Source organism: Mesorhizobium sp. M0106 (assembly GCF_040322715.1).
Lineage (GTDB): Bacteria > Pseudomonadota > Alphaproteobacteria > Rhizobiales > Rhizobiaceae > Mesorhizobium.
On sequence record NZ_JAMYUA010000004.1, the window covers coordinates 204,021 to 216,853 of the forward strand.

General features: G+C 62.3%; 12 protein-coding genes and 2 pseudogenes. 7 read left to right on the plus strand and 7 right to left on the minus strand.

Annotated features, from left to right (window positions below; all coding sequences use genetic code 11):
- Nucleotides 1–29 precede the first annotated feature (29 nt).
- The gene (locus NKJ55_RS06215; protein ID WP_352449114.1) at nt 30–1,349 is read right to left on the minus strand and encodes an alanine racemase; all 1,320 of its coding nucleotides are present in this window, start codon (nt 1,347–1,349) and stop codon (nt 30–32) included.
- A gap of 77 nt (nt 1,350–1,426) precedes the next feature.
- Here NKJ55_RS06215 and NKJ55_RS06220 point away from each other — a divergent pair, with 77 nt between their 5' ends.
- Nucleotides 1,427–2,368, plus strand: a complete 942-nt coding sequence (locus NKJ55_RS06220) for an amidohydrolase family protein (protein WP_352449115.1) — start codon at nt 1,427–1,429, stop codon at nt 2,366–2,368.
- Here NKJ55_RS06220 and NKJ55_RS06225 read toward each other — a convergent pair.
- The 4 genes from NKJ55_RS06225 to NKJ55_RS06240 are packed head-to-tail and all read right to left on the minus strand — an operon-like array spanning nt 2,342 to nt 6,851.
- Nucleotides 2,342–3,313 carry an ABC transporter permease gene (locus tag NKJ55_RS06225; RefSeq protein WP_352449116.1) on the minus strand — a complete coding sequence of 324 codons (972 nt, stop codon included), beginning with the start codon at nt 3,311–3,313 and terminating at the stop codon, nt 2,342–2,344. The two genes, NKJ55_RS06220 and NKJ55_RS06225, sit on opposite strands and share 27 nt — an antisense overlap.
- A complete protein-coding gene (locus NKJ55_RS06230; RefSeq protein ID WP_352449117.1) occupies nt 3,310–4,275 on the minus strand; it encodes an ABC transporter permease in 966 nt (321 codons plus the stop codon). Before NKJ55_RS06230 ends, NKJ55_RS06225 begins: the two co-directional genes overlap by 4 nt.
- Nucleotides 4,272–5,780: a sugar ABC transporter ATP-binding protein gene (locus NKJ55_RS06235; protein ID WP_352449118.1), complete on the minus strand. Its 1,509-nt coding sequence runs from the start codon at nt 5,778–5,780 to the stop codon at nt 4,272–4,274. The genes NKJ55_RS06230 and NKJ55_RS06235 overlap by 4 nt, the downstream gene beginning before the upstream one ends.
- A gap of 18 nt (nt 5,781–5,798) precedes the next feature.
- The gene (locus tag NKJ55_RS06240) at nt 5,799–6,851 is read right to left on the minus strand and encodes an ABC transporter substrate-binding protein (protein ID WP_352449119.1); all 1,053 of its coding nucleotides are present in this window, start codon (nt 6,849–6,851) and stop codon (nt 5,799–5,801) included.
- Nucleotides 6,852–7,090: 239 nt separating this feature from the next.
- Between NKJ55_RS06240 and NKJ55_RS06245 the strand changes: the two genes are divergently transcribed.
- Nucleotides 7,091–7,891, plus strand: a complete 801-nt coding sequence (locus NKJ55_RS06245; protein WP_352449120.1) for an IclR family transcriptional regulator — start codon at nt 7,091–7,093, stop codon at nt 7,889–7,891.
- 175 nt (nt 7,892–8,066) lie between these two features.
- On the opposite strand, the pseudogene NKJ55_RS06250 reads toward NKJ55_RS06245, so the two are convergent.
- Nucleotides 8,067–8,705: pseudogene (locus tag NKJ55_RS06250) on the minus strand (SDR family NAD(P)-dependent oxidoreductase); the annotation flags it as partial.
- A 59-nt stretch (nt 8,706–8,764) separates the two neighbouring features.
- Here NKJ55_RS06250 and NKJ55_RS06255 point away from each other — a divergent pair.
- The 4 genes from NKJ55_RS06255 to NKJ55_RS06270 all read left to right on the plus strand — a co-directional run bounded on the left by NKJ55_RS06255 (nt 8,765) and on the right by NKJ55_RS06270 (nt 11,801).
- Entirely contained in the window at nt 8,765–9,013 is a 249-nt protein-coding gene (locus NKJ55_RS06255; protein ID WP_352449225.1) for an aldo/keto reductase, read from the plus strand.
- Between the two features lie 14 nt (nt 9,014–9,027).
- Nucleotides 9,028–9,618 (plus strand): NADPH-dependent FMN reductase, encoded by a 591-nt coding sequence (locus NKJ55_RS06260; RefSeq protein WP_352449121.1) that lies wholly within the window; start codon nt 9,028–9,030, stop codon nt 9,616–9,618.
- A 186-nt stretch (nt 9,619–9,804) separates the two neighbouring features.
- Nucleotides 9,805–10,719 carry an NAD(P)-dependent oxidoreductase gene (locus NKJ55_RS06265; protein WP_352449122.1) on the plus strand — a complete coding sequence of 305 codons (915 nt, stop codon included), beginning with the start codon at nt 9,805–9,807 and terminating at the stop codon, nt 10,717–10,719.
- A gap of 518 nt (nt 10,720–11,237) precedes the next feature.
- Nucleotides 11,238–11,801, plus strand: coding sequence for a cytochrome b (locus NKJ55_RS06270; protein WP_352449123.1), 564 nt, complete (start codon nt 11,238–11,240; stop codon nt 11,799–11,801).
- On the opposite strand, the gene NKJ55_RS06275 is transcribed toward NKJ55_RS06270, so the two are convergent.
- Entirely contained in the window at nt 11,748–12,509 is a 762-nt protein-coding gene (locus NKJ55_RS06275) for a protein-L-isoaspartate O-methyltransferase family protein (RefSeq protein ID WP_352449124.1), read from the minus strand. The genes NKJ55_RS06270 and NKJ55_RS06275 overlap by 54 nt on opposite strands.
- 71 nt (nt 12,510–12,580) lie before the next feature.
- On the opposite strand from NKJ55_RS06275, the pseudogene NKJ55_RS06280 reads away from it, so the two are divergent.
- Nucleotides 12,581–12,730 (plus strand): annotated as a pseudogene (locus NKJ55_RS06280) (ABC transporter ATP-binding protein); the annotation flags it as partial.
- Nucleotides 12,731–12,833 lie beyond the last annotated feature (103 nt).

Sequence of the window (12,833 nt, forward strand, 5' to 3'; positions counted from 1 at the left end):
TCTTTTTTGGAAGTGGCCGCGATATCTGCTCAGCCGAAATAGGTAGGAAAGGCGTGGCGGACATACCCGGCCGCGTCGGCGCCGAAGATCACGCGATAGCGATCGAGGCAGGTGCAGGGGTGCGAGATGCCGAATTCAACGACGTCACCAACGGCAATATCGTCGCCCGACGCAATTGTCAGGAAGGCGTGCTGGTCGTTGAGCTTGAAGACCTCGGCACGCGCTTTCGGCAGCTGCTTGCCGGCACGAAAGATGGTCACGACCTTCGGAAAGCCCTGGTCGAACGACACGTCGCGCATGCCCATACCGCAGATAGCAAGGCCGGGCTCCGGCCGCGACAGTACCTCGGCCCACAGGCGCAAAGCCGGATGGAAGGAATTTCGTGCGGAAGCACTGACGCCGCCGATCGCAAAACCGTCGCGGGCATCGAGTGCGCCAAGCGACCTGTCGTAGACGCCATGGTCGTGAAAGAAGATGGCGCCGCTGCGCAGCACCAACGTGGCATTGCCGTCCCTGGAGACGAGGGGCGAAAGCGCTGCGACCACCTTGTCGAAGTACACCGAGCCGCCGGCGGTGACGATCAGCGGGGTGTCGCCGCCGACGCGGGCGCGGAGCCGCAGGAACATATCGGCTGTCATTGCCAACAGGGCGGATATCGCCTCATCGGTGCGGTCAGGATCGGCTTGCGCCGCGGCACCTTCGTAGGCTGCGACGCCGGCGATCAGCAGCCGCCCTCCGGCTGCTACAACCGCGTCGGCGATCGCCTCGGCTTCGCCGGTGGTCCGGGCGCCTGCCCTCCCCGCACCAAGTTCGACGAGCACGCGCAATGGCGGCAGCGTCGCATTGGCGCGCCAAGCTTCAGCAAGCGCATTCACGGCGTCGAAAGAGTCGGCAAAAACGTAGAACTCGGCGCTTGGCCAGGCGCCGACAAGGACAGCAAGTCGGTTCGCACCACCTGGTCCGCCGACCTCATTGGCGATGATCAGCCGAGAGAGCCCGGCTCTGAGCATCACTGTGGCCTGCCTTATGTCGGCGACGGTCGTGCCCCATGCTCCGGCCTCGATCAGCGACCGGGCAAGGTCAGGCGCCATCGGGGTCTTGGCATGCGGGGCGATCACGGCGCCCTGTTCTCGCGCATACCCCAGGAACAGGTCACGATTGGCGATGAAGGCCTCCTCGTCGAGGGTCAACACCGGCAACGACATACGTCCATGCGCTGGATGCCAGCGCTCAGATGCGACAAAGCTGCTGTCCAGCCCGAGGGTGCCAGGCGGCACGCCGCGGATACGATCGTCGAGCAGGAAATTTTCACGGGTCGCGAGCGACAGTACGGGTGAGTTTTCGGTCATCCGATGCTAGTCCTTTCGCTTTCGCAGGATGAAGTCCGGATCGATTTCCGATGCCGGCCACACCATGAGAGAGATGCGTGCCAAAGCGTTACTGCGGACCGATCATCGATGCCCACCATCACCTTTGGGATCTCGGCCTCGGCCGCCATCCCTGGCTCACGCCCACGGCTGGCGAACGCGGCGGTCTGGGCGAGCTTGGCCCCTTGCGGCGAAACTACCTTCCTGAAGATTATTTGCGCGACGCCGGCCAGCACGGTGTCGTCGCCACCGTCCATGTTGAAGCCGGTTGGGCTGGGGATGACTGCGTCGGTGAAACGCGGTGGCTTGAAACCCTCGACAAGTCGCGCGGCGTGGCCGCCCGTTATGTCGTTCACGTACCTCTGGCGAACCGCCAAGCGCCGGCGCTGGTCCAGGCGCAGGCGGCATTCGACCGTGTCGTCGGCGTACGCGACATACTGAGCTGGGATCCGGATCCCGCCCGTCGTTTTGCCGCCCGTGACGGCATCATGGACGATCCGGCCTGGCGTGCCGGCCTGTCCCTGCTTGGGCGTCGCCGGCTGGTTTTCGACCTGATGGTATTTCCGCGCCAGCTCACCGGCGCGGCGCGCCTCGCAGCGTCCTTTCCGGACCAGCTCTTTGTTCTCAACCATTGCGGCAGCCCGATCGATCGCGATGCGGACGGGATGCGGGTGTGGCGCGAAGGGCTGCGGCTTTTGTCGGAGCGCGAGAACGTCGCCATCAAGATATCGGATCTGGTCGCCTACGATCATGATTGGACGCTCGACAGCCTAAGGTCGGTTGTCATGCATTGCATCGACTGTTTCGGTACGCGGCGCGCGATGTTCGGCAGCGACTTTCCGGTCGCCGGCCTGCATGCATCGTTCAATGCGGTGTATGACAGCTTCAAGGCCATTGCAGGAGAGCTTTCCGCGGACGAGCAGACGGCACTATTCTATGGCAATGCACGGCGCATTTATCGGCTGGACGATATGTCATCGGCGGGCCTGCTCTCTGCCTGAGAGAAGCAGCAGCCCCAGGATCAGCGACCCGAACAGGATACTGCGCCAGCCGGGCGATGCGTTGACCACGGTGATCAGCGCCGTGATCGTAACCAGCAGGATGGCGCCGGGGATGGTGCCGGCATAGGTACCGAGCCCGCCGAGGATCGAGGTGCCGCCAAGCACCACGGCGGCAATCGAGGCGAGCAGATAAGGATCGCCGATACCGACATAGCCTTGTCCGTTCATGCCGAGGACCAACACACCGGCAAGTCCCGCACAGAAGCCGCTGATGCCGTAGACCGCCAGCGTGGTCGAGGCGACCGGAACCCCGGACAGCGCCGCGGCGAGCGGATTGGCGCCCATCGCGAATATCCGGGCGCCAAGGGATGTCGCATGCATCGTGGTCAGAACGATCACTGAAATGACCACCCACAAAAGCACGCCTGCCGGAATACCGACCGGCCGCGCATTGCCGAGCCAGCGGACCAGCGGGTTCTCGGCGGTCACGGCACTGCCGCCGGCGATGATGATCAGCAGACCTTGCAGGAATGTCGCCATCGCCAGTGTCATGATCATTGGATGAACGCGCAACAGCGCCACGCCCAGCCCGTTCACCAGACCGATTGCGCTCGTCAACGTGAGAACTGCAAGAACGGCGGTGAGCCCTGTCGGATCCGCCTGCCACGAAAGCAGCGGCAGGCTGACAGCGCTAACCGTGACGATCGCCGCGACGGAAAGGTCGATGCCGCCGGCAATCACCACGAAAGTTTGGCCCGCCGCGACCAGGCCGATCACCGCGCCCAATTCAACCAAATAGCGCAAATGCCCATAAGCGCCGAAGCCAGGTGAAGCGAAGCTCGCCGCGATCCATACCGCCGCAACTATAGCGATCGTAAGGAAGGGCCGGCTGCGCAGAATCGTCACGGCGCGCCTGCCGCTCACGCTGTCTTTCCGTGCTGTCATTGCTGCACCTTGCGGAATTGCGGGATGGCTACCGCCCCGATGATGATGAGGCCCTGGGCGACATATTGGGCGACCGGCGTGAAGCCGAGGAAGAACATGACACTGATCATCAGGCTGAGCAGCAGGCTGCCCGCAAGAGCGCCGCGCATGGTACCCTGGCCGCCGAGGAAACCGATGCCGCCGAGCACTGCGGCGGCAATGGAATTCAGCGTGAACGCCGTGCCGATGACTGGATCGCCCGAACCCGTTTGCGCGGCGATGAACAGGCCGGCGCCTGTGCAAAGCAGGCCGCTAATCGCGTAGGCGGCGATCCGGGCACCGTCGATCGGCACGCTGGAGCGGTAGGCGCCGACGGGATTTTCGCCTGCAGCATAGATGCTCAAACCAAGCGGCGTGGCGAGATAGAGTTTCCACAAAAGCACGATGAGTACCAGCAGCACGAATGCCGCCGGGGTGTTGCCGGCAAGCAGGTCCGACAGCCACTCGGGTATGGCGCCGCCCGGCCTCGGCAGGATGAGCAGCGCAGCGCCGCCGATAATGAAGGAGCCAGCGAGCGTCACCACGATCGCCGGCAACCGAAGTTTCACGACGATGAACCCGATCGCGGCACCGATGCCGAGACCGGTCAGCGCCACCGCAGCGGCACCGCCGGCTATGCCCAGCGGTCCGGTCATCGTCGTCGCAGCGATCACCGCGCCCAGGCTGACCATGGCGCCGATGGCCAGGCTTATGCCGCCGGTGAGCATGAGGATCGCCTGGGCCATGGCGACCAGCGCCAGCGGAAACCAGCTCTGGGTGAATTTGGCGAAACCGGACGCTGTCAAGAGGCCGGGAAACAGGAAACCGTAGGCAATGACGAACGCCAGGACCACAGCGAACAGGCTGCGCACGCCGACATTGCGGCGCAGCTGAACCGGCCAGTAGAGCGCGCCGGCTTGGCTTGAGGATGCTACCGTGCTCATGCCGCAACTTTCTGCTGTTCGGCGTCCATTGCGGCGGAAACGATGGCTTCCTCGCTCAGTGCCTCGCGCTTGAGCATGGCCACGATGCGGCCTTCGCGGACCACGCCGACGCGGTCGCAAAGGTGCACCAGTTCGGGTGTGTCGGAACTGAGCAGCACGATCGCCTTGCCGGCGGCGGCGAGTTTGCGAAGCATCATGTAGATCTCACGCTTGGTCTCGACATCGACGCCGCGCGTCGGGTCATTGAGGAGAAGCACAAGCGGCTCGTGTGGCATCCATTTCGCCAGCGCGACCTTCTGCTGGTTGCCACCTGAGAGTGCCTGCGCCGGGCGGTCGAGGTCGCCCTTGATGGCAAGCTGGGCGGCGAGGCCCCTTGCCATATTGCGCTCGGCGCGCCGGCTGCGCAGCTTCAGCGCCGGCAGCCTTGCGAAGGCGGGCAGCATCATGTTGGTGATGATGGGATGGATCAGGTGCAGGCCTTCGCGCTTGCGGTCAGCCGGGACATAAGCGAGGCCGAGCGCATTGGCTTTCGGCACGCCGCCAGGCAAACCCGAAACACCGTTTACCGTCGCGGATACCGTCCTGGCGGGGATCGCGCCGTAGAGGCCAAGCAGCAGATCTTCCTGCCCCTGCCCGACCAGGCCGCCAATGCCAAGCACCTCGCCCGTCCTGATGTCGAGATCGACGTCGCGCATCAGGCCGGCCGAAAATTTACGAACCGAGATGGCGTCGGCCGGCGATGGCGAAGGCCGCCATCGTGGAAAGAGATCGCCGGGGTCGCGGCCGACCATCAGCCGTACCAGTCCGGCGGCATCGGTTCCTTCCAGCGAGCAGTCCGCCGCGCAGGTCCCATCCTTGAGCACGGTGACATGCTCGCACAGCGTCATCACCTCGTTCAGTCGGTGTGAGATGTAGAGAATAGCGATGCCCTCGCCCCGAAGCCTCTCCAGCAGGTCGGTGAGGATTTTTGTCTCAGTTGCCGATAGCGATGAGGTGGGTTCGTCGAGAATGAGCACGCGCGGCCGGCGGTAAAGCGCCTTGGCGATCTCCACCATCTGCCGGCGGCCGAGGGACAGGTGCCCCACCGGCGTAGACAGCGGTTCGTAAAGCCCGACAAGATCGCATGCGGCCCTGGCCCGGACGGCAAGCTCGTTGTAGTCGATCAAGCCGAACCGCTTGGGATAGGCACCGAGCCCGACGTTTTCGGCAATGGACAAGCTGGCCGTCAGGCTGAGTTCCTGCTGGACAACGGCGATCCCGGCCTGTCGCGCATGAGCGGGGGTCATGCGCGAGACCGGGCGCCCATCGACCTCGATCGCCCCGCCGTCCGGGCGCAAGGCGCCGGACAAAAGGTTGATCAGTGTCGACTTACCTGCGCCGTTCTCGCCCAGCAGCGCATGCACGCGGCCCGGCTGGAGAGCGATTGAAACGTTGCGCAGAACGGGGTTGCCGAAAAAGGACTTCGACACCCCCAGCGCGGCGAGAAGCGGAGCCGTGGTTGTCAATGCTACAACCCTTCAGGCTTATTTCTGGGCCAGCAGCTTCTTGAATAGATCCTCATCGTACGGCGAATAGATGTAACCGTCAGCCGGGAAATCCTTCGCCCGGGCGAGGTATTCGTCGACGTTGGAATTGTCGATCACCGGCAACGGGATCTTGACGAAAGCCGGCACATCCTCGCCCTCCAGTGCCTGGACGGCGGTGTAGGTGGCGAAGGCGCCGAGCCAGTTCGGCTGCATCGTCGCCCAGCTCTTCAGGCCCTTTTCCTTCCACAGTTCGAGAAACTGGCGCGCATTCTCGCCGGTGATCGGCACCTGGTCGCGGCCCTGCTTGTCGAGCGCGAGCACGGCGCCTGCCGACAACGCGCCGCCCAGCGACAGGATGCCGTCGATTTCGGGGTTGGCGAAAAGCAGGCTGGTCACGGCCTCCTGGGCGGGCGCGACATTGTAGGCCGTGTTCGTCTCGGCAAGCACCTTCACATCGGGATGGGCCTTAAGTTCGGCATCGGCGCCTTTGCGCCGGTCGTCGCTGACCGAAACGCCGGCTGGGCCATTGAGGATGAGGATCTTGCCCTTGCCGCCGATGGCGTCGATCAGGAACTTGGCCGCCTGATCGCCCCACTGTGAGGAATCGGTGTTGACCTTGGCGGTCACCTGGTCGGTATCGACGAGGCTGTCGAAGTTGATGATGGCGATGCCCTTGGCGCAGGCGTCCGCCAGCACGCGCGCCGGCGCGGTCGACGAACCAGCGATCAAGATGATGGCATCGACATCGGAATCGATCATCGACTGGATCTGCTGAATCTGGACGTTGGCGTCGCCCTGGGCATCGGTCACGACGAGTTTGTCGACCAAGCCTTGCTTCTTCAAAGTCTCGACTTCGGCTTCGATCGTGCCCTGTGTCTGCTTCATCCAGGTCGGCACTGAATAGATATTGGCCCAGCCGATCGTATATGGCGCTTTGCGATCGCCCTTGATGCATTTAGCGGCGGCGTTGGCCTGCGACCCGGCGCCGAGGCTGAGGAGAAGGCCGAGGCAAAGGGCACTGGCGGATGCGAAAAACGATGATTTCGTCATGATTGTTCCCTTCTGAAGTTATGCCTGGACGTGCGGGATCGGGACGAGAAAACCCGCCGGTTGCCGCATCGGAAACCGCCCGTTTTTCTCGTCAGGACTTACTGCGCCTGGCTCGTTATTGTCCGATATTTCAGACAACAGGCCTGTATATCGGACAAATGGGATGCTAGACTGAGCCTTGACATCTTTCAAGCGTCTTGAGACGAGGGCCGAATGATTTTTGCGCGGGTGCGGCCTACATGAGCGATAGCGTCACTGGTCTAATTGAAACGGAAGCCGGCGCCGAGCCGCGCAATGGCGAACGGCGTCGCGGGATCGACCGCGTCATCATGCTACTCGAGGCCCTTCTGCGGCACCGCGCGCCGATGCGCGTCGGCGACATGGCCAAGATGATCGGCGCGCCGCGTTCAACCACTTATGAAATCGTCAACAGTCTGCTTGAAGCCGAAATGCTCGAAAATGTCGGAACGGAAGGCTATGTCTATTTCGGAAAGGCGATGCATCTGTTCGGCTGGGCCTACTCACATCATAATGCCCATTACCGGCGCATCATCGAAACCCTGGACAGACTAGGCGCGGAGACGGGCGAGACCGTCCAACTGTGCGGCTTGCGCGGGACCAAATATGTCGTCCTTGATTGCCGGGACTCGCCTGGCCCGTTCCGGATTTCAAGCGATGTCGGAGTCGAGGTGCCGATACCGTGGACGGCGTCCGGAAGGCTGCTGCTCGGCCATATGAGCGAGCACGAAATACGGGACTTCATTCCGCCTGGCGACTACACGCTTCCCGACGGCCGCGTCATTGCGCCAGCCGAGTTCTTCGGCGATGTCGCTCTGGCGCGCCAGCAAGGTTTCAGCGAGACCGCTGCACTGGCAGACCGTTTCACCTGGTGCATGGCCGCGCCCATCCGCGATGGCAACGGGGCCATCAACAAGACGCTTTGTTTCGTGTTGCCCGTCGATACGCCGGAAGCGCGGCGCAGCGAATTGCTCGCCCTGCTATGCGAGCGCGCCAGTGGGTTGTCGCTCGCGGGAAGCTAGTAAAAAATCGGCGCGCGAAGGTCCGGGGTAGGCTCCGTTCGTTCAGCCGCAGCAGCGAAGCCCGAAACTGGTACTCCGGTGAGTATGGCAAAGGCGGCAGCGCGCTCCTGCTATCAGATCATCGGATATTCGATCGGAAAGATCGGCAGTCGGCTTCGGCCTGGTTCAGACCTGCCTACGGAGTGTCGCCGACCATGCCTGAGAACAGCACCGAACCGCGCTGATCGAGAAGAGAAAGCGAAGTGAAGTCCAGTATCGAGAGCCCTCCGTCGGCGATCAGGGTTTGGCCCGTGACGAACGAAGCTTCATCACTCGCCAGGAACGCCACCGCCGCAGCGATTTCGGCCGGCGTTCCCATTCGGCCCAATACGCTTGGCGCCACCGTCCAATCGCCGGCGCTGCCCGACGCGGGCGTCGTTAGGTCGGTTTCGGTGGCAATCCAACCGGGGCTGACGCAGTTTGCTCTGATCCCGTGCGGAGCACCCTCGATGGCCAGCGATCGCGTGAGCGCTTCGACGGCCGCCTTGGCGACGCAGTACAGGCCCCAATTGCCGTGCAATGTGGCCGTGGACGATATGTTGACAATCGCACCTCCGCCTGAATCCCGCAGCAGCGGCAAGGCGTAGGATGATACAAAATAGGTGGAGTCCAGGTTGGCGCCGCGCACCTTGTCCCATCTCGCGCCGGGACGATCGCCTAGTTCAATTCCGCTTCGGCGCGAACCGGCGCCTGCATTGTTGACGACGACACTCAATCGCCCCCATTGGCCGATTAGGCCGATCAGGTCCTCTACTTGACGTTCCTCCGACAGATCGCACGGGAAAAGCGAGCGTCACCTTCAAGCGCCTTTCCGGCGAAAAGCTTACCCGCAACCTGGCGTTCGCCGGTGCCTTAATACCGATCGCCGAGCGTCACAGCACGAGCGTTGCCGCGGTTGCGATCGCCTGGACGCTGGCCTGGCCGGGGGTGACGGGTGCGATCGTCGGCGCGCGCAGCCCGGCTCAGGTGGATGGCTGGCTCGACGCGGCAAGGCTCGAATTGACCGGGCGGGATTTGGCCGAGATCGCTGCCGCCATTGAAGCGACCGGCGCCGGCTCGGGCCCGTTGCAGTCCGAAAAGTAATTGTACCGGTGACGATGATAGCAGCACGTAGTCAGGCGCGGCTCCTCGGCTTGCCGGGGAGCCTGCGCCGAGGCTCTTACTCCCTTGCTGTCCTGCGAGGCCTGCAGCCGGCGCTCAGTTCGGCGGTTGATCTCCAAATCGGCGATCTGCGGCTACCTCTTTACGAACAGGACGAAGACGGACCGTCGACACCGCAGACGGTGCAGGCGTTCAGGCAAGCCGTTGCGGAAAGCGACGGGATCGTAATCGCGACGCCGGAGTACAATCACGGCATCCCAGGCGTCCTCAAGAACGCGCTTGACTGGGCGTCGAGGCCACTCGGTCGGTCGGCGTTGACCGGCAAAGCGGTGCTCGTCATCTCCGTGTCGCCGGCCTTTACCAGCGGCGGTCGTGCTCAGGCACAGGCCAACGAGACGCTGCTCGCCATCCAGTCACGTCCCGTTCTCGGTCCGCAGGTCGTCATCGGCAACGTTGCCGACAAGATCAGGGATGGACGATTGACCGACGAGCCCAGCCTGCGCTTCGCCTTATCGGCGATCGATCGCCTGATCGCCCTTTGCCCAGCTGGTCATCAGGCCGAGTATGCGCAACCGTCGTTGAGCTGAGTCGAGATAATTTCCGAAAGTGCACTGCATGTTGGCAACCGCACGGTGATGGAGCACGTTCCAACGGGAACCGTATACCGCAAGACCTCAAGCCCAGAAGATCCAGCCAACCCGAGCGTCTGGATCGGGCGGATCGGCACGAGTGAGAAACGCGCGTTTCGCGACCCGCATGGAAAGGAGAACATCATGGATGTCGGCTTCATCGGACTGGGGCACATGGGGGCCGGAATGGCCACGAACATTCTCGAGGCAGGACATGCCATGACCGTCTACAACCGAACGCCGGGCAAGGAGGATGTCCTCGTCCGCAAGGGTGCGCGATCGGCGGCCAAACTTTCAGAAGCCTGCCGCGGCGAGGCAGTCGTCACTATGCTGGCAGACGATCACGCGGTCGAAAGCGTGGTCTATGGCGATGGCGGCTTGCTCGCGACCCTTCGCACAGGAGCGACACACATCTCCTTCAGCACGATCAGTGTCGCTCTGTCGGAGCGCATGGCGGCCGATCATGCCGCGGCTGGCCAGCGCTTCGTCGCAGCGCCGGTGTTCGGCCGGCCCGACGTGGCGGCTGCCGGCAAACTGTTCGTCGTCGCGGCCGGCGCGCCGGACGCCATCGCCGCCGTGCAGCCGATTTTCGACGCCGTGGGCCAGAAGACCTTTGTCGTCTCCGAGACACCGAAAGCCGCCAATCTGGTAAAGCTAAGCGGCAACTTCCTGATTGCCTCGGTGATCGAATCGCTGGGCGAAGCCATTGCGCTGGTCAGCAAGGGCGGCGTCGACAAGCAGCTATATCTCGACATTCTGACCTCAACGCTGTTCGGGGCTCCCCTCTATAAGACCTATGGGGCGCTGATCGTGGAGGGCAAGTTCAAGCCGGCCGGCTTCGCGGCGCCGTTGGGTCAGAAAGACATCCGGCTGACGCTGGCAGCAGCCGAGGATTTGCGCGTGCCGCTGCCGATCGCCAGCCTCCTGCGTGACCGCTTCCTCACCCTGCTCGCCCATGGCGGCGAAAAGCTCGACTGGTCGGCCATCGGCAGGCTTGCCGCCAGGGATGCCGGCATGGACGCACCTTCGGGGGCGGGCATGCCGTCATCGGAGGCATAACCAAACAGTATTCCGCTGCCCTGTCCCGAGCGGCCTCGCCGGCGTTCGTCGGAATAATGACAAGCTTTCCTCGAGGTGAGCGGCGATTCGAAACAACTAAAGCGGCAAATCGATAGAACTTCTTGGATATCCGTTGCATCCGCACACGCGTCACAAAGCATGAAATTACTTTTTATCCGCAAGCGGGAGGAATTGGCCGAAGATCCGACAATTTTGGTTATCTGTCTCGAATGGCGAGCCATTTTTCCGTCCCCAGCAGGAGTTCTACGCCTTCTATCTGCTCAGCCACGGCCTGATGGTGGAGGATCGTGCGACAGCGCAAGCCCCGCATGACAATGGGTTATCGCACCTCTGCTTAATGGAGTGGACGACTGACCAATAGAGGATTGCTCAGGCGAATCCCGCCTGAGGGTAGCTTGCGGCTGAGAGACGCTTTGCATTACGAAACCGTAATATCGGAGCCGCAACTTCGCCCTAATGCAGATAGCAACTCGGACGGTCGAAACCGGAGATGCCCTATGCCGACAGTCGGCTATTCCTCGACCCAGAAGAGTTTGCACTGGGCTTTGTTCGCGTTGGTTGTAGGCATGTATCTGCTGACCTTCGGCGATGATCTCTTCCAACGTGGCGATCCCGACCGAGCCCTTGCATGGTGGCTTCACATCTCGTTTGGCCTGCTTCTGGCTGCTCTCGTGCTCTGGCGGGTGGCCTTGCGGTTGGCAAGAGGCGCACCGACCCTGCCCGATTCCATGACAGGTTTCGAACGTGCCGTGGCCAAGCTTGGTCATCTCGCCCTGTATGTCCTGCTTGTCGCAATTCCCGCGCTTGGCATCCTGCTGACGTGGTTCAGAGGCGATGCGCTGACCTTTTTCGGATTGTTTACGATTCCGGCACCTTTTGCGCCGGATCGCGGCATCGCGGGCAGTATCAGAGAAGTTCACGGCCTTTGCGCTAACGCAATCTTGATCCTGGCTGGAGGACACGCGCTAGCCGCGCTCTGGCACCATTTCGTGAAGAAGGACGACGTGTTAAAGCGGATTCTGCCCCGAAGGGAACCAGTAACCTGCTTCGAACGCCGCTAGAATAGCTCCGCTGCAGGGGTAAAACCCGCATGGCATAAGTGATCTTACAGGAAACGCACAGCCAGCCCTTTCCAGAAGCATCATGAAGCCTCGTTGGTCTTCACCTGTGAACGGCAGCGCCATCCGACCCTTGTCGGACAAATTTGAAAGCCACCGTTCCGGCACGTGCGTCACTCCGGCAAAGGCGACCACAACATCGAGGTTTGGCAGATCAACTGCCTGCGTTGCATCACCGGATATCACTTCTACATGGGCATAATGAGCAAGATTGCTTTGCGCGCGCCGAGCGAGTTCTTCGTCGATCTCGTATGCAATCACGCGTCCTTCAGACCCCGTCAGTTCCGCGAGGATGGCGGTGAAATAGCCGACACCAGCGCCCACCTGAAGGACAGTCTGACCGGGAGCCATATTCAGATGGTCGAAAGCCAATGCCCAAAGTGACGGCAGGCCGCTGTTTAATCCGCGCTGTTCGTCAAGCGAGACCAGAACGTCGTGGTAAATCTCGTGAAGTGCGGTTGAAGGGCTGGTATGGACCGCCCCGATTTGCAATCTCGAATGGATACGCCATGGCCCGTCGCCAAGGTACTGTTCGCGCGGAACCTTTGCGAAGGCCTCGATGACCGCAAGATTGTGCAAGACAGGTGATGAGACACGCAGGTCTTCGGCAAACCACCGGCGCGCTTCACTGGCATCGATTCTTGTTGGCATGGAAATATCGGCTCGCGGATTGTGCGTACTTTGTCATGCTCTCAGAAAACCGAACGACGGCAAAGGGTCCCTATCCCCGCAAGACGATCCGCTCGCAGCTCAAGGAGCCGCTCCGAAACCAAGGGTTCGCAACGAACTCGGCAGACGTGGAAGCCGTCCTGCGGTCGGTCGGCCTGGATCCGGCCCTCAGTTACAGGTTCCCGCACCAGCTCTCTGGCGGGATCAGTTCCGGAACCTTATACCGCTACCGAAGGTTGATCTACCGAGCTGGGCCGGCGAATAAGCCAGAAGCCCAGCCAGAGCGGCAGATAAAATGAATGAGCC